Below are 21,002 nucleotides of genomic sequence, written 5' to 3'. Positions count from 1 at the left end.
CGGTCGGCATCACGCCGATGAAGGGCCAGACCCATCCGATCTGCGACCGGTTCCTGACGGCGGCCCGCGAAAGCCAGCTGCCCGTGACCGAGGACATGAACGGCGCCCGGTTCGAGGGTGCGGGCATCTATGAAACCAACATTGCCCGTGGCCGCAGGCAGTCCAGTTCCAAGACCTATCTGACCCCGGCGCTTGGCCGCCCCAATCTGGATCTGCGCCTTGTCACCCAGGCCGAACGGGTGCTGTTCGACGCCGAGGGCCGCGCCACGGGCGTCGCCCTGCGTGCCAGGGATGGCAGCCGCCACGACGTGCATGCGCGGGCCGAGGTGATCCTGTCGGCGGGGGCCATCGGCTCTCCCATGCTGTTGCAGCAATCGGGCATCGGCGCGGGGGGCGATCTGCAGCGGCTTGGCATCGACACGCGGCGCAACCTGCCTGCCGTTGGCCAGAACCTTCAGGACCATCTCTGCGCCAGCTATTACTATCGCGCGACGGTCCCGACGCTGAACGATCAGCTGCGCCCCCTGTGGGGTCAGGCGATGGCCGGGCTGCGCTATCTGACCACGCGGCGCGGTCCGCTGGCCCTCAGCGTCAATCAGGCGGGCGGGTTCTTTCGGACGGAATCGGCCACGGACGGGCCGAATATCCAGCTGTATTTCAACCCGATGTCCTATCGCATCCCCGAAAGCACCAAGGCGCGGCTGCTGCCCGAACCCTATCCGGGCTTTCTGCTGTGCTTCAATTCCTGCCGTCCCGACAGCCGTGGCAGCGTCGGCCTGTCGCGTCCCGAACCCGGTGCCGCGCCCGATATCCGCCTGAACTTCCTGGCCACCGAACGCGACCGTCGCGAAGCGGTCGAGGCAAGCCGCCTGATGCGCCGCCTGATGCAGGCCCCGGCCCTGTCCGCGATCACCGCCGAGGAGATCTCGCCCGGTGCGCAATGTCAGGACGATCAGGCGATGCTGGACTATGTCCGCCAGAACGGCGGCTCGATCTATCACCTGTGCGGGACCTGCGCGATGGGCCCCGATGCCGATACCGCCGTCGTCGATCAGCGCCTGCGCGTTCACGGCGTGCCCGGCCTGCGGGTCATCGACGCATCCGTCTTTCCCAACATCACATCGGGGAACCTGAATGCCCCGGTGATGATGCTGGCCGAACGGGCCGCCGCGATGATCGCCGAGGACCGCAAATCCATTCGACATGAGGTGCGTCACAGCGCCTGACATTCACCTTGAGGGAGGGAAAAATGCCAAGTTTCAAAGGGTCGATCCGGCCACTTGTCTTCTGGCCGCCATTCATTCTGCTGATCACGGCCCTCCTGTCGCCGCTTCGCAAGACGCGGAACGGCGGCGATGCTGACCAGGTGGCGCATCGGCTGGGCGGGGGCGTTTCGGGATTTCAGCGCTGACGCCACAGCCTTTCCATCCGGCCCCGGCAGCGCATGATATCAGCCGCGATCCTGATCGAAGGTCCGGCACACCTGCAACCACGCACTGTCCAGATGGTCGCGCAATTCCTGCTCGGCCAGATCGGGGTCACGCAGCAGGATGGCATCGAAGATCCGCTGATGCGCCTCGAAATTTTCGCGGTTGCGTTGCGGCAGGCGGGGCATTTGCGACCATTGCGGCGACAGCCAGGTGACATAGGCGCTGTGGATCGCGGGCAGGACCGGGTTGCGCGCGATGTCGTACAGAACGCCATGAAAGGCACGGTCGGTCTGATAGAACAGATCGCTGTCCGGGATTGCGGCCTCGTTCGCCTCCAGCGCGGCTTTCAGCGCGGCAATGTCCTCCTTGACCGCGTGGCGCGCCGCGCGACGGACCAGCGACACCTCGATCATGATGCGGGTGTCGAACAGGTTGCGGACGCCGTTCTGATCGCTCAGCAGATGCGTCACCACATTTTCAAGAGCCGAGATCGCGGCATCATATCCGGGCTTGCGCACGACCGGGCGATAGCGGGGCCGCGCTTCCAGCAGGCCCTGCCGGGACAGGGTCTGAACCGCCTCGCGGACGACGGTGCGGCTGATGCCATATTCCTCCATCAGGCTGCGTTCAGGCGGCAGCTGCGACCCGTCGGGATATTCCCCGGCATGGATCTTGGCGACCAGACAGCGAACGACATCATCCGCCGCGCGCCCGTTCTTCTTGTGTGTGTCCTGCGGCACGACTGCCATCCTTCCCTGATCCGCCTATAAAAGACCCATCGCCAGATCGGCGCAACGATCGCCCAGCATCATGGCGGGGGCCTGCGTGTTGCCCGCGTTGATATCGGGCATGGCCGACAGATCGCAGACGCGCAAGCCTTCGACGCCCCGCACACGCAGCCTTGTGTCCAGAACGGCCATCGCGTCATCCTCGCGCCCCATACGGGCGGTTCCCGCGGGGTGGTAGTTGGTTTTCACGAAACGCTGGCAATAGGCGCGAAGGGCCGCGTGATCGCGGTCCTGCGGGCCGGGCAGCATCACGCGCTCGATCCGCTGTGCCAGGGGCGATTGTTCAAAGGCGCGCAGGAAGAACCGCTGCCCCTTGATCATCTCGGCCATATCGTCGGGATGCTGCAGCAGGTTCGGTGACACCAGCGGCATCGCCGCCGGATCCGCCGAGGCCAGTCGTACATGTCCGCGGGATTTCGGCTTGACCACCACCGTCGTCACCGTCAGCCCATGCCCGTCCTGCACAAGGTCGCGCGTGTCGCGATCGACATAGACGATGGGCACGCAGAAGGCCTGGATCGTGGGCGGTGCCGTAGGATCGTCGGGGTTGACGAAGGCCCCGGCCTCGACCCCGGCCGAGGTCACGGGCCCCGATCCGAACAGCTTGAACTGCAACCCGTTGCGCAGCATCCGCCAACCCTGCCCTTGCCGGTAATATCCGTAAGGTCCGTTCACACGCGCCGTGATCGGCACCTCGGGGTGGTCGATCAGGTTCTGTCCCACACCGGGCAAATCCGCGATGCAGGCGATCCCGTGTTCGGCCAGATGGTCGGCGGGGCCGATCCCCGACAGCATCAGCAGCTTTGGCGTGACCAGCGATCCGGCCGACAGGATCACCTCGCGCGTGCAGATGACCTGATGCAGCCCGGTCTTGTCGCGATAGGTCACCCCGACCGCACGCCCGTCGCGGATATCGACGCGCTGAACCTCGGCCTGCAGGCGGACGGTCAGGTTCGGGTTTCCTTCCTGCGGGGTGACATAGGCATAGGCCGCCGAGGACCGCCGCCCGTTGCGGTTCATGAACTGGTAGAACCCGACGCCCGTCTGCGACGTGCCGTTGAAATCGCTGTTGAAGGGCAGGCCAAGACCCTGCGCCGCCTGCACGAACAGCCGCGACAGCGGGTCGATATGACCGGGATCCGATACCAGCAACGGCCCTTCAGTGCCATGCAGGTCGTTTTGCAGGCGGTTGTTCCCCTCCATCCTGCGAAAATGCGGCAGGACGGCGTCCCAGCCCCAGTCGATACCGTCATTGCCCCCCTGCAGCATTGCCTGCCAGCCGTCATAGTCCGCAGGCCGGCCGCGCATATAGACCTGCGCATTGACCGATGATCCGCCGCCCAGCACATGGCCCTGCGGAATGTCATGCACGCGCCCGCCCAGATGCGCCTGCGGCACCGTCTTGTGATACCGCATGAAGCGCGTGCCGTTGATCATCTTGAAGATGCCCGGCGGCATGTCCAGCAGCGGATGCCGATGCGAATACCCGGCTTCCAGCAGCAGGACACGTGCCCCGCCATCGCTGGCCAGTCGCGCGGCGGCCACACATCCGGCAGCGCCGCCGCCCACCACGATGAAGTCAAATTCCTGCTGCGTCACGCGAACCTCTTTGGAGCGACCATATTATCCGAGACCACCCCTGAATCGACGTTTTCTGGCGGTCATTCAGAAAATTATTGACAGATAGATGCGAAAAGTAAATGGTCGGCAGATATTTTGGTACGACCAGAAAGGGCGAAGGATGGCATTCGACGCGACGGCAGATCACATCAAGGCCGGCATGTTTGTCGGCGGCGACTGGCTGTTCCCGCATCCCCGCGAGGTGATCGAGGTCGAGAATCCCGCCGATGAAACCGTGATCGGCACCATCCCCGCAGGCACGCCCGAGGATGCCGATCAGGCGATCCGGTCCGCGGCACAGGCGCAACGGGCATGGTCCGTCCTGCCCGCCATCGAACGCGGGCGCGCGGTCAGCCGCCTTGCCCGGCTGATCGAGCGCCGGTCCGAGGAATTCGCCCGCCTGATCACCCGCGAACAGGGCAAGCCCATCACGCAGGCACGGGGTGAGGTCGGCGCGACCGTCGGCTTTCTGGACTATGCGGCCGAAAATGCCCGCCGGATCGGTGGCGATATCGTCGCATCGGACAATCCGAACGAGGAAATCCAGATCCGCCGGCACCCTTACGGTGTCGTGGTCGGGCTGACCGCGTGGAACTATCCCGCCGCGCTGGCCGCGCGCAAGATCGGCCCCGCGCTGGTTGCGGGCAACGCCTTCGTGATGCTGGCGCATGAATTCACCCCGTTCTCGGGCCTGTTCATCGCCGCCCTTGCGAAAGAGGCGGGTATCCCCGACGGGGTGCTGAATGTCGTTACCGGACGTGGTCCAGTCATCGGGCAGGCACTGGTCGAACATCCCGCGACCGCCATGATCACCATGACCGGCAGCAACCGCGCCGGCCGCGAGATTTTCCGCACCGCCGCCGACGGGATGAAGGTTCTGCGGCTGGAACTGGGCGGCAAGGCCCCGTTCATCGTGATGGAGGATGCGGATCTGGACCGCGCCGTCGCCGCCGCCTTGACCGCGCGCTATACCAATTGCGGGCAGATCTGCACCTGCAATGAACGCATGTATCTGCATCGCGACATCGCGGACGCGTTTCTGGACCGGTTCGTCGCGGCCTCGAAGGCCCTGCGGATCGGCGACCCGATGGGCGATCCCGATCTGGGCCCCAAGGTCAGCGGGGCCGAGGTCGCCAAGATCGCGGGCCAGGTCGATCAGGCCGTGGCGTCGGGGGCGCAGCTTCTGCTGCCGGGCGGCCCGCTGACCGACGGCGCCTATGCCAAGGGGCACTGGTATGCCCCGACCGTGCTGGAAGTTGCCGACAACGCGGCCGCGATCATGCAGGAAGAGGTGTTCGGCCCGGTGGTTCCCGCGATGCGCGTCGATGATTTCGACCACGCGCTGCGGCTGGCCAATGACACCGGCTTCGGCCTGTCGGCCTATGTGTTCACCCGCGATCACCGGCGCCTGATGCGCACGCCTGCCGCGCTTAAATTCGGCGAGATCTACGTGAACCGCGCCAATGGCGAACAGTTTCAGGCCTTCCACAACGGTTGGGGCCAGTCCGGCCTTGGCGGCGAGGATGGTCAGTACGGCTTTGACGGCTATCTGCGCAAACAGACGCTTTACATGAACTGGGACGAATAACCCACGCGCCCCGCAAGAGGAGGCGGGCGCATATCGACAACGGAGGAGGAAAAGATGACCAAGAAACTGCTGGCAAGCGCCGCACTGCTATCCGTCCTTGCGGGGGCGGGTCTGGCCGAAACGCCCCCCCTTGAGCAAAAAGAACGCTACAAGGTCGGCTTCGCGCAGATGGAATCCAACAACCCCTGGCGCATCGCCGAAACCAAGTCGTTCCACGACACTGCCGAAAGCTGCAACTGGGATCTGATCGCGACCGACGCGGCGGGCTCGGCCGCCAAGCAGGTAGCAGATGTGGATTCGATGATCGCGCAAGGCATCGACGTGCTGTTCCTGCCGCCCCGCGAAGAAAAGCCGCTGATCCCGGCCGTGATGAAGGCACAGGCCGCTGGTATTCCGGTGTTTCTGGTCGACCGTTCCGTCGATCCCGATGTCGCCAAGCCGGGCGAGCATTTCGTGGCCTTCCTGGGATCGGATTTCATCGATCAGGGCGAACGCGCGGCCGATTGGCTGATCGAGAATTTCGAGGGAGATCAGGGCATCATCGTCGAACTGGAAGGCACCACCGGTTCCTCGCCCGCGAATGACCGCAAGCAGGGCTTCGACGAACGCATCGCACAGGACGACCGGTTTCAGATCGTGGCCAGCCAGACCGGCGATTTCGCCCGCGATCTGGGTCGGCAGGTGATGGAAACGCTGTTGCAGGCGCATCCCGACGTGAATGTCGTCTATGCCCATAACGACGAGATGGCGATCGGGGCCATTCAGGCGCTGGAACTGGCAGGGCGCAAACCCGGCGAGGATGTGACCATCGTCTCGATCGACGGCACCCGCGATGCGCTGCAGGCCATCATCGACGGCAAGATGGGCGTGACGGTCGAAAGCTCGCCCTTCTTCGGGCCGCTGGCCTGCGAGGTGATGGGCAAATACGCCGCCGGCGAAGAGATCCCCGGCTGGGTTCAGGTCGAGGACCGGATCTTCACCGCCGACAACGCCGCCGAGCATATCGACGAAGCCTATTGAGGTGACGCAGGACCGGGGGGCACCGCGCCCCGGTCCGCCACCGACGGAACACGCAAGATGACCGATCTGATCGAAATGACGGGTATCGGCAAGAAATTTGCCGGTGTCATCGCGCTCAGCGATGCCAACCTGTCGATCCGCCCCGGCGAGGTTCACGCCATCATCGGCCAGAACGGGGCCGGAAAATCCACACTGATCAAGGTGTTGACCGGCGTCTATCGCCGCGATGCGGGCGATGTCCGCATGGCGGGGCGCGACCTTTCGATCACCAGCGCCCGCGAGGCGCAGGATGCCGGGATCGCGACCATCTATCAGGAACTCAGCCTGGTGCCGCTGCGGAGCGTGACCGAGAATGTGATCATGGGTTACGAGCCGCGGACCCGGCTTGGCCTGATCGACTGGAAGGCCGCGCATGACCGGACCCGCCAGATCCTGACGCGGTTCGGCGTCGATATCGACGTGACCCGACCGCTTGGCGAATATTCGACCGCGATCCAGCAACTGGTCGCCATCGCCCGCGCCGTCTCGCTGAAGGCGCAGCTGGTGATCATGGATGAGGCGACATCCTCGCTGGACGATCAGGAAATCGAGACGTTGTTTTCCGTCGTTCGCGGCCTGAAACAGGACGGGGTCGCGGTTCTCTACATCTCGCATTTCCTGGACGAGCTGTATCGCATCTGCGACCGCGTCACCGTCATGCGCGATGGCCGGACCGTGGCCACGCATGATGTGGCCGACACGACCAAGCTGGGCCTTGTGACCGAAATGCTGGGCCGCGATGCGGGCGAGATTCAGGCGGCTGGCCTGACCGCGCTGTCGGGCGGCCATTCCGATCCCGGTCCGGTCCTGTTGCAGGCAACCGGGCTGCGCACCCGCACCGGCCTGCGCGGCGTCGATCTGACCATCCGCAAGGGCGAAATCCTTGGACTGGGCGGTCTGCTGGGATCGGGGCGGACCGAAACCGCGCGGGCGCTGTTCGGGCTGGATCCGCTGGTCAGTGGTCAGATCACCCATCACAGCGGGGCCGCGCTGGACAATCCCGCGACCGCGATCACCCAACGCATCGGCTTTCTGACCGAGGACCGCAAGGTCGACGGCATCATTCCGCATCTATCCGTCCGCGAGAACATCACGCTGGCCATCCTGCCACAACTGCGCAAGGGCGGCGCCATCGACCGCGCCCGCGAACGCGAGATCGCGGACCATTACATCAAGGCCCTGCAGATCAAGACCGCGGGAATGGAACAGCCGATCCGCGAATTGTCGGGCGGCAATCAGCAAAAGGTGCTGCTGGCGCGCTGGCTGGCGCTGGAACCCGAAATCCTGATCCTGGACGAACCGACGCGCGGCGTCGATGTCGGCGCGAAATTCGAAATCCAGTCGATCATCCGCGATCAGGTCGCGGCGGGGCTTTCCGTCCTGCTGATCAGTTCCGAATTCGAGGAACTTGTCGAAGGGGCCGACCGCATCGTGGTTCTGCAGGACGGGCGCTCGGTCCGCGAATTGCACAATCCCGGCCTGACGCAGGACGCGCTGATCGGCGTCATCGCACAGCATCAGAACAGCGAGGTCGCCGCATGAACGCCCCCGACCAAGGCCGCCTTGCGCTGGACCCGGCCCGCCACGGGGCCGCGATCGCACTGGCCGTCATCGTGATCTTCAACCTTATCGTGACGCCGAATTTCTTTCAGCCGCAGACCCTGTTCGTGAATATCAGCCAGATGGCGACCATCGCCATCGTCGCGATGGGCATGACGCTGGTCATCGCGACCGGCGGCATCGACCTGAGCGTGGGCGCCGTCATGGCGCTGGCCGGGGCCCTGGCGCCGCTGATCTTCCTGTCGGATTTCGCGCAGGCCAACCCGGCCCTCGGCCTGATCGCCGCCATCGGCGTACCGATCCTGATCGCGCTGTGCTGCGGGGTCTTCAACGGGCTGCTGGTCAGCCGGTTCGGCGTGCAGCCGATCGTGGCGACGCTGATCCTGTTCATTTCGGGGCGCGGGCTGGCGCAGGTTTTGACCAATGGCAACCTGCAGACCTTTTCGCATCCCTCGTTCAGCTATCTGGGCACGGGACGGGTTCTGGGCCTGCCGTTTCAGGGCTGGCTGGTCCTGATCATCGCCATTCTGCTGTCGTGGGTCGTGGCGCGGTCCACCTTCGGGCGGCAATTGCTGGCCGTGGGCGGGAACGAGCGTGCGGCGCGGCTGTCGGGCATTCCGGTCCACAGGGTCAAGATCGGCGCCTATGTCATCTGCGCCGGATTGGCGGGGCTGGCAGGCCTGATCGTCGTCGCGATCAACTCGGCCTCGGATGCGGCGCGGATCGGCAACCTGATGGAGCTGGACGCCATCGCCGCAGCCGTCGTCGGCGGCACCCTGTTGCAGGGCGGTCGCGCACCGATCTTCGGCGCGATCCTGGGCGCGGTCATCATCCAGCTGGTGAAATACACCCTGCTTGCCAATGGCATCGCCGACGAGGTCGCGCTGATCGCCAAGGCCGCGATCATCATCGCCGCCGTCTATCTGCAGCAAGCCCGGAAGGAGTAAGCGATGTCTGTCACAACAGCCTTCGATCTGCGTCGCCATCTGCGGGGCGGCGGGCATTCCGCCGGGGTCTGGGCCGCGCTGGCCGCGCTGATCCTGTTCGGCCTGCTGCGCTACGAGAATTTCGGCGGGGCCTATAACATCTCGTCCTTCCTGAACTACAACGCGATGTTCATCGTCATTTCGGTCGGGATGTGCTTCGTCATCCTGACCGGCGGGATCGATCTGTCGGTGGGGTCGGTGGCGGCCTTCACCTCGGTCGTCGCGGCCTATCTGTCGCCCTGGGGCATTCAGATCGCCCTGCCCGGCGCGGTCATGGCGGGGCTGGCGATCGGGGCGCTGAACGCCTTCTTCGTCGTCGCCATGCGCATCCCGCCCTTTATCGCGACACTGGCCACGATGCTGGGGGCCAAGGGCGGCGCATTGGTGATTTCGGGCGCGCAGACGATTTCCATCGACTGGGGCTCGAACTTTACCAAGCTGGGCATGGGCAAGGCCTTCGACCTGCTGCCCTGGACCGCCGTCATCACCGCCATCGTGGTGGTCGGGCTGTGGATCCTGCTGGAACGGACATCGCTTGGCCGTACCGTCCTTGCCATCGGCGGGGGCGAGGATGCCGCCGCGATGATGGGGCTGAACACGCGCGGCGCGAAGGCATTCGTCTATATGCTCAGCGGGGGCTGCGCGGGGCTGGCCGGGGTGTTCCTGGCATCGGGCTTCGGGGCCGGGCAGCCGCTTGAAGGCATCGGCTGGGAACTGTCGGCCATCGCGTCGGTGGTCGTCGGCGGCACGCTGCTGACGGGTGGCCTCGGCTCGGTCGGGGCGACGGTCGCGGGGGCCCTGCTGCTGGGCCTCGTCTTCAACATCCTCAATTTCGAGAACGGGCGCGGCGTCATCAGCCTCAGCGCATATTGGCAGATGGTCATCCGGGGCGCGTTCCTGCTGCTGGTGATCCTGCTTCAAAGCCGGCTGTCGCGCGCCACACAAAAGGAGCTTTCCTGACATGGCGAGGATCAAGGCCGTCACGGCCCGCCTATTCAACGTACCGCTGGACGAGGTGCTGACCGATGCCAAACATGGCGATCACACCCATTTCCAGCTGATCACCGCCACCGTCACACTGGAGGACGGGTCCGAGGGAACCGGCTATACTTATACTGGCGGAAAGGGCGGCCATGCCATTCTGGCGATGATCCGGCACGATCTGGCGCCTTTCCTGACCGGACGGGATGCATCGGCGGTCGAGGATCTGCATGACGCGATGCAATGGCATGTCCACTATGTCGCGCGGGGCGGCATCGCGTCCTTTGCCATCTCGGCGGTCGATATCGCGCTGTGGGATCTGCGTGGCAAGGCCAGCGGTCAGGCATTGTGGCAGATGGCGGGCGGCGCGGCGCGGGACTGTCGCGCCTATGCGGGCGGGATCGATCTGAACTTCCCCCTGCCAAAGCTTCTGGACCAGATCCGCGGCTATCTTGCCGCCGGTTTCGACGGCGTGAAGATCAAGATCGGTCAGCCGACGCTGGAACAGGATGTCGAACGCGTCCGCGCCGTGCGCGAACTGATCGGCCCCGAGGTGACCTTCATGGTCGATGCCAATTACTCGATGTCGGTCGAGGATGCGCAGAAAGCCGCGCAGGCGTTCGCGCCCTTCGACATCACCTGGTTCGAGGAACCGACCATTCCCGACGATTACAAGGGCTATGGCCGGATCGCCGAAACTTCGCCCATTCCGCTGGCGATGGGTGAGAACCTGCACACGATCCACGAATTCGAATACGCCGTTGCGGATGCGCGGCTAGGCTTCATCCAGCCCGATGCCAGCAATTGCGGCGGCATCACCGGCTGGCTGCGGGTCGCGCGGCTGGCACGGGCGCATGACCTGCCGGTCTGCAGCCACGGCATGCAGGAACTGCATGTCAGCCTGGTCTCGGCCCAGCCCAATGCCGGCTGGATCGAGGTCCATTCCTTTCCCATCGACCGCTATACCCACGCGCCGCTGACACTGCGCGATCACCGCGCCGTGGCGCCCGACGCACCGGGCATCGGCGTCACCTTCGACTGGGACAAGCTGAACAACGCACATCAGGAGTTGCACGCATGACGATGATCGACGCCGCCTTCTATCGCGGCAATCGCATTTTCCGGGTCGAACGCACGGAAACCCCCGGACCCGGACCCGGGCAGGCACAGCTGCGCATCGCCTTCTGCGGCATCTGCGGCACGGATCTGCATGTGTTTCACGGCAACATGGACGCACGCGTCGGCCTGAACCGCATCGTCGGACATGAAATGTCCGCCGTGATCGAGGCGATCGGCGAGGGCGTGACCAACGTGACCCCCGGCCAGAAGGTCGTCGTGCGCCCGCTCGATCCCTGCGGCGAATGTCCGGCCTGCAAGCGCGGGCACGGCCATATCTGCCACAACCAGAAATTCCTGGGTCTGGATACCGACGGGGCCATGCAGGAACTGTGGAACGCCCCGTCCCATACGCTGCATGTGCTGCCCGACGACATGCGCCTGGACCATGCCGCGCTGATCGAACCGGTCGCCGTGGCCTGTCACGATGTCCGCATGGCGGCGGTCCAGCAGGGTGAGGATGTCGTCGTCATCGGCGGCGGTCCCATCGGCGTGCTGGTCGCCATGGTCGCGCGCGCGGCGGGCGGCAATGTCGTGATCTCCGAGGTGAACCCTGCCCGCCTGCGCATTGCCGAGGATCTGGGCTTCGACACGATCAATCCGGCGGAATCCGACCTGAAGGCCATGATCGACGACCGCACGGGCACCAAGGGCGCCGATGTCGTGTTCGAGGTATCGGGCAGCCAACCCGGCGTCGATGCGATGACCGCCATCGCCGCCACCCGCGCCCGGATCGTGATGGTCGCGATCCACGCCAGGAAGCCGCAGATCGACCTGTTTCAGTTCTTCTGGCGCGAATTGCAGCTGATCGGCGCACGGGTCTATGAACCGCAGGACTATGATCAGGCCATCGCGCTGGTCGCAGGGGGCCATATCGACGCGCAGAAGATCATCACCAATGTCAGCCCGCTGGCCGATATCCAGCGCGCATTCGAGGCGCTGGACGAAAGCCCCACGGCGATGAAAAGCCTGATCAAGGTGGGGGAATGACATGAGCGTGCTGTCCAGTTTCGACCTGACCGGCAAGACCGCGCTGGTCACCGGCTGCAAGCGCGGCATCGGGCGCGGCATGGCCGAGGCCCTGGCCGAGGCAGGCGCCGATATCGTCGGCGTCAGCGCATCGCTGGAAAGCGAAGGCTCGGATGTCGAGCGCGCGGTCCGCACGCTTGGACGCGATTTCCGTGCCTATCGCTGCGACTTTTCGGACCGCCGGGCGGTCAGGGATTTCGCGGCGCAGCTGCAGGCGGACGGCATCGCGCCCGACATCCTGGTCAACAATGCGGGCACCATCCGCCGCAAACCCGCCGCCGAACATCCCGAGGAATGGTGGGACGAGGTGATCGAGGTGAACCTGTCGGCGCAGTTCATCCTGTCGCGCGAGATCGGGCGCGGCATGATCGCGCGCGGTTCGGGCAAGATCATCTTCACGGCATCCTTGCTGACATTCCAGGGCGGGATCACGGTTCCTGGATATGCCGCATCAAAGGGCGGAATCGGCCAGCTGACCAAGGCGCTTGCGAATGAATGGGCGGGCAAGGGCGTGAATGTCAACGCCATCGCGCCGGGCTATATCGCCACCGACAACACGCAGGCTTTGCAGGACGATCCGGCCCGGTCGCAGGCCATTCTGGACCGCATCCCGCAAGGCCGCTGGGGCACGCCGCGCGACTTTGCCGGGCCGGCGGTGTTCCTTGCCTCGGCCGCATCCGACTATGTCAATGGCGAGGTTCTGGTCGTCGATGGCGGCTGGATGGGCCGCTGACCGATGCTGCGCGGATGTCTGTGATCAGGCATCTGCGCAGCGACCGCAGCAGGGGATCGCCCGGATCAGACGATCTTGCCGGGGTTCATTATGTTCTGCGGATCCACGGCCAGTTTCAGCCGCTGCATCAGCGCATAAGCACCCCCATGTTCGGCAAGCATGTATTTCTTCTTGCCGACGCCCACGCCATGTTCGCCGGTCACGGTGCCGCCAAGTGACAGGGCGATCTTGTTGACCGAGGCGGCAAGATCGCGGGCGCGGTCCATCTCGTCATCGCTGTCGGGATCGACAAGGATCGCCAGATGGAAGTTCCCGTCCCCGACATGGCCGACAAGGGGCGCGATCAGGCCCGACATCTCGATCGCCTGCTTCGTACGGCTGATACAGCAGGCCAGTTCCGAAATCGGCACGCAGCAATCCGTGACCAGCCCGTTCGCGCCGGGTTTCAGCGCCTTGCCCGCATAATAGGCGTGGTGCCGCGCGGCCCACAGGCGGTTGCGATCTTCGGCCTTCTCGGCAAAGGCGAAATCCCGCCCCCCCAGATCCGAGGCGATTTCGCGGAAAGTCTCGACCTGTTCGCGCACCCCGGCTTCGGTGCCGTGAAATTCAAGGAACAGATGCGGCTTTTCGGCCAGACCCAGATCGGCATGCAGCAGGTTCATGCCCTTCATCTGAACCTCGTCCAGTAATTCGATCCGCGCCATCGGCAGGCCGCACTGGATCGCCAGAATGACGGTATCGACCGCCCCCTCGACCGTGTCGAAGGCACAGGTAGCGGCAAGGATGCTTTCAGGCTGACCATGCAGCTTGACGGTCAGTTCGGTAATCACCCCCAACGTGCCCTCGGCGCCGATGAACAGATGCGTCAGATCATAGCCGGACGCGGATTTGCGCGCGCGGCTGCCGGTGCGGATGATCTCGCCATCGGGCAGAACGACCTCCAGCGCCAGCACGTTTTCGCGGATCGTACCATAGCGCACGGTATTGGTCCCCGACGCGCGGGTCGAGGCCATGCCACCCATGCTGGCATCCGCGCCGGGATCGACCGTGAACATCAGCCCGGTCGCACGCAACGCATCGTTCAACTGCGTCCGCGTGACCCCCGGCTGCACGACGGCATCCAAATCCTTTTCATGGATCTCGATCACGCGGTTCATCTGGCTCATGTCAAGGCTGAGGCCACCTGAAACCGGCACGATCTGCCCCTCCAGCGAGGTACCGGTGCCATAGGGGATGACCGGCAGATCATGCCGCGCACAGATTTTGACGATCCTCGACACTTCTTGCGTGTCGCGCGGAAAGGCCACCGCATCGGGGCGCTGCGGGGGGGTATAGGCCTCATCCCGGCCATGTTCATCCAGGATCGACGAACCGGTCGACAGCCGATCGCCCAGCAGGGCGCGCAATTCGTCAAGGGCGGCGGTGCAGTCGCTGCGTGTGGGTGTGGTCATCAATCGTCTCCTCAGACCGCGGGGGGCGGCGTTGCGGCCGGCGCGCCCATGTTCATCGCGACCTCACGGCCGCCATAACCTTCGATCATGGCGTCCTGATCCGCGAAGGCCAGATCGTTCATTGCCTTCGGATCGCAGATCTTGCGCAACTCCTGTTGCAGCTGGGCCAGAACCTGCGCGCAGGCCGGATCTTCGGCACGGTTTGTCACTTCTTCGGGGTCTTCGGCAAGGTTGAACAGCTCGGGTCGGAAATCGTGATAATGGATCAGCTTCCAGTCGCCCCTGCGCAACATATAGGCTGCCGAGACCGCGCCGACGGCGTGATATTCACTGAAGACCGCGCGCTGTTCGTCATAGGGTTCCTCGGCCAGATCATACAGCGATCTGCCGGGCCGGTCGCCGGCAAGCGAGGCACCGAAATGGTCGATGATGGTTTCCGACAGATCCAGCAGGCTGACCGGCGTGGCGCATTCCGACGCCGATCCGCCCGGCTGGGCCACGATCAGCGGCACGGCGACCGATTCCTCATACATGTTCGATTTGCCCCACAGGCCGCGCGCGCCGACATTGTCGCCATGATCCGAGGTGTAGATGATCGTCGTCTCATCCAGTTGGCCATTCGCCTCCAATGCGGCGATCAGCTTGCCGATATTGTCGTCCAGAAAGCTGCACAGGGCGAAATAGCAGGCCGCCGCCAGCTTGCGTTCCTGATCGTCGGCAAAGCCCTCATCCCCTTGCAGGGCAAATCCCTGCTTTGCGACCCAGGGGTGGTTCTCGAAACCGTCCAGCGTGTGCAGCTTGAACGGGGGCAGGCTCTCCAGCGGGTACATGTCCAGATATTCCTGCGGCACGATCAGCGGGAAATGCGGCGCGACCAGACCGACATACAGACACCATGGATCGTCGGGCGTCCTGGCGGCATCGGCGAACCACTGCGTCGCATGCGAGACCACCGCCGTGTCATAGCGCGTGTAATTGCTTTCGCCCGGCCCGATATAGGGGCCCAGCATCCGGCCATCCTTCTGCACGCGCTGATCCTCGCGCCGGATCGAGCCCCAAACCATGCCGTGGCCGCCCACGACCTGCATCGGAATATGTTCAACGTCGAACCCGGCCGGATCCTCGGCGTCGCGATAATGCAGCTTGCCGATGGATTCGACCCGAACGCCCTTGTCCTGCAAAGCATGGCCCCAGCCGCGCGGATCACCGGTATAGGGCATCGCATTGTCCCACAGCCGGATGTCGTGGACATAGCGCCCCGCCGCAAAGGCGGCACGGGCCGGAACGCAGATCGGCGACGGCGTATAGGCATTCGTGAACCGAACGCCACGCGCGGCAAGCCGGTCCATATTGGGCGTTTTGACAAGCGGGTGTCCGGCGCAGGACAGCGCGCGCGACTGGTGTTCATCGGACATGATGACAAGCAGGTTCTTGGATCGGGCCACGGGTCAGTCCTTGGTTTCAGGGTTGTTCAAGAATTCGATGGTCTCGGCCGCGCGGGCCAGCGCATGGATCGCGGGAAAGATCATCTCGCGTTGCTCCGGGGTCAGCGCCGCCAGCAGATGCGCCTGTCGCGCAGCCAGTTCGGGCGCCAGCACGGCATGGGCGGTCAGCGCCTTGTCGGTCAGCACGATCCTGAACTGGCGTTGATCGATCTCGCAGGGGGCGGTGGTGATATAGCCATCCGCGATCAGCGCGTTCACGGTCTTGCTGAACTGGCTTTTGTCGATGCCCGCGCTTTTACGAATCGCGGTCGAACGGTCATTCAACCCCATCGCCACCACGCGGATGATCCGCCATTGCGGCAAGGTCAGCGACCCGTGCCGCACCAGAATCGCGCGCGCCTGCGCCGCCAGCTTGGCGCTGAGCTGGGTGATCTGGAACGGCAGAAGCAACGCCAGATCAAAGCCATCGCGATCCAGCGCGCATTCTTCGCTGTCATCAGTCATGCCAAACTCCTCCCACGGCCAACCTCGGGCAAAACAGGTGGATATGTCAACCTTTTCGTTGACAAGTCTACCTTCATCGAACAGGCTGATCGGTAATTCATCAGGGAGGAGATGATGGAAAACCTGTTCAAACCGCTGGCAATGGCGGCCGCGATGACGATTGCCCCGACCCTGTCCTTGGCGGATGACTGGGCACCGCCGGGGCCGATCACCATGATGATCGGATTCTCGGCGGGCGGTGGCGCCGATACGCAGGCCCGCCTGATCGCACAAGGCCTGGAGGAAAAATACGGCTGGAAGGTGCTGCCGCAGCAGCTGACTGGCAACAGCGGGCTCAGCCTGGCGGCCGAACTGGCAAAGGCCCCGGCGGATGGCAGCGTGATCGGGATGGTCGTGTCCGAAACGCTGACCTACAGCGCCCTTGCCGTGGGCGACCCCGGCCTTCAGCTGGAAAATTTCACCTCGCTTGCGACCACCGCGAAATTCGAGCTGGGCCTTGTCGCGATGGCGGGCGGGGCCTTTGACAGTTGGGACAAGGTGGCCACGGCCGGAACGGAAGGCACGCCGATCCGGTTCGGCATCGCCTCGGACCGTCAGGGCGATGTGGCCTATCTGTTCGGCCAGGCCGTCGGCATCGACTGGAACATCGTGCCGGTCAAGGGCGGTGCCGGGGTCATGAACGGGCTTCGGGGCGGCGATCTGGATCTGGGCTGGGTCGCGGGCGCACAGTCCAAACCCGTCCAGCAGGGCGAGATGGTCAACATCGCCAGCGGCATCCAGACCGCGTTGACGGATTCGCCGGATGCGCCGCTGATCACCGATCTGGGCAGCCCCTTCGTGATCGACGGCTATTTCATGTTCATCGCGCCGGGCGATCTTGCGCCGCAGGCCCGGACGGCGATTGGCGCGGCGATCAGCGATGTCATCAACGACCCCGCGACCGAGGCAAATGCCCTGATCACCAAGTCCTTTGGCGGGCCCGACGTGATCACCGGCGACGCGCTGGACACGCGCATGCAACAACTGCTGGATGACGCGGCACACCTGCTTGAACAAGCCAACGCAAGCTGATCGCAACCCCGGCGGAGACATGCAGATGTCGCGGAACAAGGCAAACCTGATCCTTGGCTGCGGCGTGGTCGTTCTGGCCCTGACGGCACTTGCCTTCTGGGTCCCGAACGACAGCGCCACGGGCCTGATCGTCAAACAGCGCGGGCGACTGTCGATCGGCGATGCGATGGCACCGACCGCCGCCCTTGCCCTGATCCTGGTCGCCGGGCTGCTGATCCTGTTCGAAAAGGGTAAGCCCGCGCCCCGGATCACGTCACGGAACCTGCGGTTCCTGATCGCCTTTACCGGGGTCTTTTTCGTGTCGCTGGCGGTGATGCGATGGGCGGGGCCCGCGATCATCTGGACGATGGGCGGCCTTGGCCTGACCGAACATTCCTACCGCGATCTGCGCGACACCGCGCCCTGGAAATATGCGGGCTTTGTCATCGGCGGCACGGGACTGGTCGCGACCCTGATGTGCATGATCGAGGGGCGTGCAAGCTGGCGGGCCGTTCTGGTCGGCCTGCTGGCCGTCGCCGCCCTGATCGCCGTGTTCGACCTGCCCTTCCCTGATCTGCTGCTGCCCCCGAATGGTGATGTATGACGGAAATTCTGGACTATATCTGGCTGGGCGTCCTTGCCGTGTTTCAGGGGCCGCAGCTGTTTTCCCTTCTGGGTTTCGCCATCCCCGCCGCGCCTGTCATGGTTCTGGCAGGGCTGCTGGTCGGGATCGCCGTCGGCGCGACACCGGGGCTGGCTGGGCCGATGGCCATGGCAATCGCCCTGCCGATCCTGATCTCGATCTTCGGCTTTACCCCTGATGCGTTGCTGCCGGTCTTCGGCTTTCTGATCGGCATCATGAAGGGGGCTACGGTCGGCGGCGCTGTTCCGGCGATCCTGTTCAACATGCCCGGCACGCCGGATGCGTTGATGACCACGCTGGACGGATACCCGATGGCACAGCGGGGTCAACCGAAACGCGCGCTGCGGATCGCCCAGCTTTCATCGGTGACAGGGGACACGTTTTCCGACATCGTGCTGTTCGTCTGTGCGCCCTTTCTGGCGGTCATGGTCGAGGCCTATCTGGACCTGCCCGAAAAGACCGCCCTGCTGATCCTGTCGATCTCGTTCATCGCGGCGGTGATGGGCGGCTCCGTGGGCAAGGGGCTGCTGTCGGTCGGGCTTGGCCTGATCGCGGCATTTGTCGGCACCGGTCAGGCGTTGGTTCCGCGCCTGACCGGCGGGGTCGAGGGGTTGTCGAACGGCTTTTCGCTGGTCGGCGCGATCCTTGGGGTTCTGATCCTTGGCGAGATCTTCAAAAGCATCGAGGACATGATGCAGCGCGACCGCGCACAGCCCGCCACACAGCGCCGCGACACATCCGCCGTGCAAGATGGGCTGCAACCCGGCGACATGCGGCGGATCGCGCCACATGTCGCGCGCTCTGCCGTGATCGGCACCATCATCGGCGCCCTGCCCGGCGTCGGATCGACCCTTGCCGCCACGCTTAGCTATACTGTCGGGCGCAAGCGCCACGAAAAACGCCGCAAGGACAGCGATCCGGGTTTCGGCGAGGGCGCACCCGAGGGCATCGCTTCGACCGAGGCATCGAACTCGGCGGTTTCGGGCGCGAACCTGATCCCGGTCCTGTCCCTGGGCATCCCCGGCAATGCGGCGGCGGTTTTTCTGATCCTTGCCGCAGACAGCATCGGCGGGTTCAATCCGGGGCCGGCCGTGTTCAAGTTCACCGCCCCCGCAATCAACCCCGAACTGGTCACGGCCTTCGGCATCTTCACCCTGATGGTGATCGGCAACCTGCTGAACTGGACCATCGGCGGCAGGTTCATGCGTTCGATGGGGGTACTGGCACGGGTGCCCGGGCAGATCCTGCTGCCTGCGGTCCTGTTGCTGACCCTGACCGCGATCTATGTGCAGGAAACCAGCCTGTTTGCGCTGTGGGTCACCTTCGGCTTCGGCATTCTGGGTTACCTGTTCCGCCGCAGCGAGGTGCCGGTGCTGCCCTTCGTGATCGCCTTCATCCTTGCGCGCCCGCTGGAACAGACCGCACGCGAGGCTTTCGCAGCCACCGGCGGCGATCCGTGGTTCCTGTTCAGCAGTCCGACCTCGGTAATATTCACCGTCGCGGCGATCGCATCGGTCGCCTTTCTCAGCCGCAAATAGCGGCAACCCCGATTGATCGCGACAAGACGGGCGATACTGCCCCCCGGACCGCTTATCGGATTTTCCTCAGGCGTGCCGCCTGCGCAGCGAAATACACATCCCACGGGACATGATCGCGCCCGGTGACGGCGCGAAAGTCGCTGCGGTTGTCATAGCTGCCCAGCCGGATGCCCTGATAGATACCCGCAATGATCGGGCCGATGAAATCGCCCAGTTCGGCCGTGCGATCGGCGGCAAATTCCGCGTCGGACACCGGCTGATAGGACAGGGTGGTCCCGAAATGAAGGTTCAGCAGATCGACCAGCCGGGCCTGTGTGATCGGTGCGCCGTGCAGGTTCACCACCTTCCCGTCATGCGCATCGCCCGTCAGCAGCTCCGCATAGGCGGCGGCAAGTTCATCGCGTGTAGTATAGCCGCACAGCCCGTCGCCCGCGCTGTTGGCGACCTTGCCCGCCGATTTGTAGCTGTCGAGATAGTCCAGATCCGGCTCGATATAGATGCCGTTGCGACCGATGGCCCAAGCCAGCCCGCTGTCGCGGATATCGGCCTCGGTCTGGCGATTGGATTGCACGACGGGGGAAAACGGGGTGCCCCGATCCGGGCCCTGGATGCTGGTATAGACGATCTTGCGCACACCCGCCTTCCGGGCGGCATCCATGACATTGCGATGCTGCGGGATACGGTCCTGCGGCGAAGCCATGCCCGAAACCAGCAGAACGGTATCGACCCCGTGCAACGAGGCCTGCAACGCGACCGGATCATCATAATCGCCGGGGCGGATCTGCACATCCAGATCGGCGGCCCGGTCCGGCATGCGGGCAAGCCCGATCACGGCGTCGGGGCCCAACCGATCCACAAGGCTGCGGATGATCGCCCGACCCAACTGACCCGAGGCGGCGGTGACGGCGATGGTCATTAGATTTTCCTTTCCCTGTCGTGACGCGCGGCAAGATCATTGCCACGCATGTTCTCAGCCGTTGTGATAGGCCTTGCTGACGGCAAAGCTGTCTTCGAACCACTGCCACAGCACGACCTTGCCATCGCGTGTCTTGGCACGCAGCGCGAAGGAAAATTCCCCGATCTCGGCCCCGGAATGGGTGGTGATGCCGTTCATCCGGCCAAAGACGGCAACCGTATCGCCCTTGGCGAAAGCGTCCTCGTTCTGCCATGCGGTGGTCTGAAAATTCTGGCCGAACAGGTCCATGAACTGGAAGACGCGCGCTTTCCCGTCCCATGTGCCAATCCACGGCAAGGTCGCGTCACCTTCGTTTTGCCAGACCATGTCATCGGCCATCAGGTTTCCGACCGTTTCGGAATCGCCGCTGCCCATCGCGCCCATGAAGGCCATGACCGTCTGCAGGCTGGCCTGGGTCTGGGCGTCACTGTCCTGTGCGGCGGCCTTCTGGGCCAGCATCATGGCCAATGTGCCGCCGATCGTTGCTTGCATCAGATGTCTGCGCTGCATGTTTCTTCTCCTTGTC

The 21,002-nt window shown here is 64.4% G+C and carries 20 protein-coding genes; 13 read left to right on the top strand and 7 right to left on the bottom strand.

Annotation, left to right across the window (positions count from 1 at the left end):
• The coding region (locus BMX67_RS15965; RefSeq protein WP_090737141.1) for a GMC family oxidoreductase at window positions 1–1,226 on the top strand (1,226 nt) is incomplete at its 5' end.
• A gap of 23 nt (window positions 1,227–1,249) precedes the next feature.
• The gene (locus tag BMX67_RS19645; RefSeq protein ID WP_175479940.1) at window positions 1,250–1,411 is read left to right on the top strand and encodes a hypothetical protein; all 162 of its coding nucleotides are present in this window, start codon (window positions 1,250–1,252) and stop codon (window positions 1,409–1,411) included.
• Between the two features lie 39 nt (window positions 1,412–1,450).
• Here the strand turns inward: BMX67_RS19645 and BMX67_RS15960 are convergent, their stop codons facing one another.
• Complete coding sequence (locus BMX67_RS15960) at window positions 1,451–2,170, bottom strand: FCD domain-containing protein (RefSeq protein WP_217645886.1); 720 nt, start codon at window positions 2,168–2,170, stop codon at window positions 1,451–1,453.
• A gap of 24 nt (window positions 2,171–2,194) precedes the next feature.
• Window positions 2,195–3,817: a GMC family oxidoreductase gene (locus BMX67_RS15955; protein WP_090737123.1), complete on the bottom strand. Its 1,623-nt coding sequence runs from the start codon at window positions 3,815–3,817 to the stop codon at window positions 2,195–2,197.
• 142 nt (window positions 3,818–3,959) lie between these two features.
• Between BMX67_RS15955 and BMX67_RS15950 the strand changes: the two genes are divergently transcribed.
• Genes BMX67_RS15950 through BMX67_RS15915 form a run of 8 tightly spaced genes read left to right on the top strand, consistent with a single transcriptional unit; the run spans window position 3,960 to window position 12,890 of the window.
• Window positions 3,960–5,426 (top strand): aldehyde dehydrogenase family protein, encoded by a 1,467-nt coding sequence (locus BMX67_RS15950; RefSeq protein ID WP_217645885.1) that lies wholly within the window; start codon window positions 3,960–3,962, stop codon window positions 5,424–5,426.
• A gap of 54 nt (window positions 5,427–5,480) precedes the next feature.
• Window positions 5,481–6,446 carry an ABC transporter substrate-binding protein gene (locus BMX67_RS15945; protein WP_090737122.1) on the top strand — a complete coding sequence of 322 codons (966 nt, stop codon included), beginning with the start codon at window positions 5,481–5,483 and terminating at the stop codon, window positions 6,444–6,446.
• Between the two features lie 57 nt (window positions 6,447–6,503).
• Window positions 6,504–8,027: a sugar ABC transporter ATP-binding protein gene (locus BMX67_RS15940; protein ID WP_245739490.1), complete on the top strand. Its 1,524-nt coding sequence runs from the start codon at window positions 6,504–6,506 to the stop codon at window positions 8,025–8,027.
• Entirely contained in the window at window positions 8,024–8,992 is a 969-nt protein-coding gene (locus BMX67_RS15935; RefSeq protein WP_090737120.1) for an ABC transporter permease, read from the top strand. Before BMX67_RS15940 ends, BMX67_RS15935 begins: the two co-directional genes overlap by 4 nt.
• A gap of 3 nt (window positions 8,993–8,995) precedes the next feature.
• A complete protein-coding gene (locus tag BMX67_RS15930) occupies window positions 8,996–9,991 on the top strand; it encodes an ABC transporter permease (protein ID WP_090737118.1) in 996 nt (331 codons plus the stop codon).
• 1 nt (window position 9,992) lies between these two features.
• Window positions 9,993–11,093: a mandelate racemase/muconate lactonizing enzyme family protein gene (locus BMX67_RS15925; protein WP_090737116.1), complete on the top strand. Its 1,101-nt coding sequence runs from the start codon at window positions 9,993–9,995 to the stop codon at window positions 11,091–11,093.
• Complete coding sequence (locus tag BMX67_RS15920; protein ID WP_090737115.1) at window positions 11,090–12,118, top strand: zinc-dependent alcohol dehydrogenase; 1,029 nt, start codon at window positions 11,090–11,092, stop codon at window positions 12,116–12,118. Before BMX67_RS15925 ends, BMX67_RS15920 begins: the two co-directional genes overlap by 4 nt.
• A 7-nt stretch (window positions 12,119–12,125) precedes the next feature.
• Window positions 12,126–12,890: an SDR family oxidoreductase gene (locus BMX67_RS15915; RefSeq protein ID WP_139206554.1), complete on the top strand. Its 765-nt coding sequence runs from the start codon at window positions 12,126–12,128 to the stop codon at window positions 12,888–12,890.
• A gap of 65 nt (window positions 12,891–12,955) precedes the next feature.
• On the opposite strand, the gene BMX67_RS15910 is transcribed toward BMX67_RS15915, so the two are convergent.
• From BMX67_RS15910 to BMX67_RS15900, 3 genes are read right to left on the bottom strand one after another with little or no spacing between them, the layout of a single operon-like run.
• Complete coding sequence (locus BMX67_RS15910) at window positions 12,956–14,341, bottom strand: FAD-binding oxidoreductase (RefSeq protein ID WP_090737111.1); 1,386 nt, start codon at window positions 14,339–14,341, stop codon at window positions 12,956–12,958.
• Window positions 14,342–14,352: 11 nt separating this feature from the next.
• Window positions 14,353–15,786, bottom strand: coding sequence for a sulfatase family protein (locus BMX67_RS15905; RefSeq protein WP_090737109.1), 1,434 nt, complete (start codon window positions 15,784–15,786; stop codon window positions 14,353–14,355).
• 3 nt (window positions 15,787–15,789) lie between these two features.
• A complete protein-coding gene (locus BMX67_RS15900; RefSeq protein WP_090737107.1) occupies window positions 15,790–16,290 on the bottom strand; it encodes a MarR family winged helix-turn-helix transcriptional regulator in 501 nt (166 codons plus the stop codon).
• Between the two features lie 114 nt (window positions 16,291–16,404).
• Here BMX67_RS15900 and BMX67_RS15895 point away from each other — a divergent pair, with 114 nt between their 5' ends.
• Genes BMX67_RS15895 through BMX67_RS15885 form a run of 3 tightly spaced genes read left to right on the top strand, consistent with a single transcriptional unit; the run spans window position 16,405 to window position 19,521 of the window.
• The gene (locus BMX67_RS15895) at window positions 16,405–17,361 is read left to right on the top strand and encodes a tripartite tricarboxylate transporter substrate-binding protein (protein ID WP_245739489.1); all 957 of its coding nucleotides are present in this window, start codon (window positions 16,405–16,407) and stop codon (window positions 17,359–17,361) included.
• A gap of 25 nt (window positions 17,362–17,386) precedes the next feature.
• Entirely contained in the window at window positions 17,387–17,944 is a 558-nt protein-coding gene (locus BMX67_RS15890; protein ID WP_090737133.1) for a hypothetical protein, read from the top strand.
• Window positions 17,941–19,521: a tripartite tricarboxylate transporter permease gene (locus BMX67_RS15885; RefSeq protein WP_090737105.1), complete on the top strand. Its 1,581-nt coding sequence runs from the start codon at window positions 17,941–17,943 to the stop codon at window positions 19,519–19,521. The genes BMX67_RS15890 and BMX67_RS15885 overlap by 4 nt, the downstream gene beginning before the upstream one ends.
• Before the next feature lie 52 nt (window positions 19,522–19,573).
• On the opposite strand, the gene BMX67_RS15880 is transcribed toward BMX67_RS15885, so the two are convergent.
• Both BMX67_RS15880 and BMX67_RS15875 read right to left on the bottom strand, forming a co-directional pair.
• Window positions 19,574–20,437 (bottom strand): NAD(P)H-binding protein, encoded by an 864-nt coding sequence (locus BMX67_RS15880; RefSeq protein ID WP_090737103.1) that lies wholly within the window; start codon window positions 20,435–20,437, stop codon window positions 19,574–19,576.
• 54 nt (window positions 20,438–20,491) lie between these two features.
• Window positions 20,492–20,986 carry a nuclear transport factor 2 family protein gene (locus BMX67_RS15875; protein WP_245739488.1) on the bottom strand — a complete coding sequence of 165 codons (495 nt, stop codon included), beginning with the start codon at window positions 20,984–20,986 and terminating at the stop codon, window positions 20,492–20,494.
• Between the last annotated feature and the right edge of the window lie 16 nt (window positions 20,987–21,002).

The organism is Paracoccus homiensis, assembly GCF_900111675.1.
Lineage (GTDB): Bacteria > Pseudomonadota > Alphaproteobacteria > Rhodobacterales > Rhodobacteraceae > Paracoccus > Paracoccus homiensis.
Note: the sequence above shows the minus strand (reverse complement) of the source record. Positions and strands in the feature narration are given on the sequence as shown.

Coding starts and splice junctions, on each gene's coding strand:
- BMX67_RS15895 (WP_245739489.1), top strand. CDS start 16,405: ATGGAAAACCTGTTCAAACCGCTGGCAATGGCGGCCGCGATGACGATT.
- BMX67_RS15935 (WP_090737120.1), top strand. CDS start 8,024: ATGAACGCCCCCGACCAAGGCCGCCTTGCGCTGGACCCGGCCCGCCAC.
- BMX67_RS15875 (WP_245739488.1), bottom strand. CDS start 20,986: ATGCAGCGCAGACATCTGATGCAAGCAACGATCGGCGGCACATTGGCC.
- BMX67_RS15940 (WP_245739490.1), top strand. CDS start 6,504: ATGACCGATCTGATCGAAATGACGGGTATCGGCAAGAAATTTGCCGGT.
- BMX67_RS15910 (WP_090737111.1), bottom strand. CDS start 14,341: ATGACCACACCCACACGCAGCGACTGCACCGCCGCCCTTGACGAATTG.
- BMX67_RS15900 (WP_090737107.1), bottom strand. CDS start 16,290: ATGACTGATGACAGCGAAGAATGCGCGCTGGATCGCGATGGCTTTGAT.
- BMX67_RS15885 (WP_090737105.1), top strand. CDS start 17,941: ATGACGGAAATTCTGGACTATATCTGGCTGGGCGTCCTTGCCGTGTTT.
- BMX67_RS15880 (WP_090737103.1), bottom strand. CDS start 20,437: ATGACCATCGCCGTCACCGCCGCCTCGGGTCAGTTGGGTCGGGCGATC.
- BMX67_RS15925 (WP_090737116.1), top strand. CDS start 9,993: ATGGCGAGGATCAAGGCCGTCACGGCCCGCCTATTCAACGTACCGCTG.
- BMX67_RS15920 (WP_090737115.1), top strand. CDS start 11,090: ATGACGATGATCGACGCCGCCTTCTATCGCGGCAATCGCATTTTCCGG.
- BMX67_RS15890 (WP_090737133.1), top strand. CDS start 17,387: ATGTCGCGGAACAAGGCAAACCTGATCCTTGGCTGCGGCGTGGTCGTT.
- BMX67_RS15930 (WP_090737118.1), top strand. CDS start 8,996: ATGTCTGTCACAACAGCCTTCGATCTGCGTCGCCATCTGCGGGGCGGC.
- BMX67_RS19645 (WP_175479940.1), top strand. CDS start 1,250: ATGCCAAGTTTCAAAGGGTCGATCCGGCCACTTGTCTTCTGGCCGCCA.
- BMX67_RS15945 (WP_090737122.1), top strand. CDS start 5,481: ATGACCAAGAAACTGCTGGCAAGCGCCGCACTGCTATCCGTCCTTGCG.
- BMX67_RS15950 (WP_217645885.1), top strand. CDS start 3,960: ATGGCATTCGACGCGACGGCAGATCACATCAAGGCCGGCATGTTTGTC.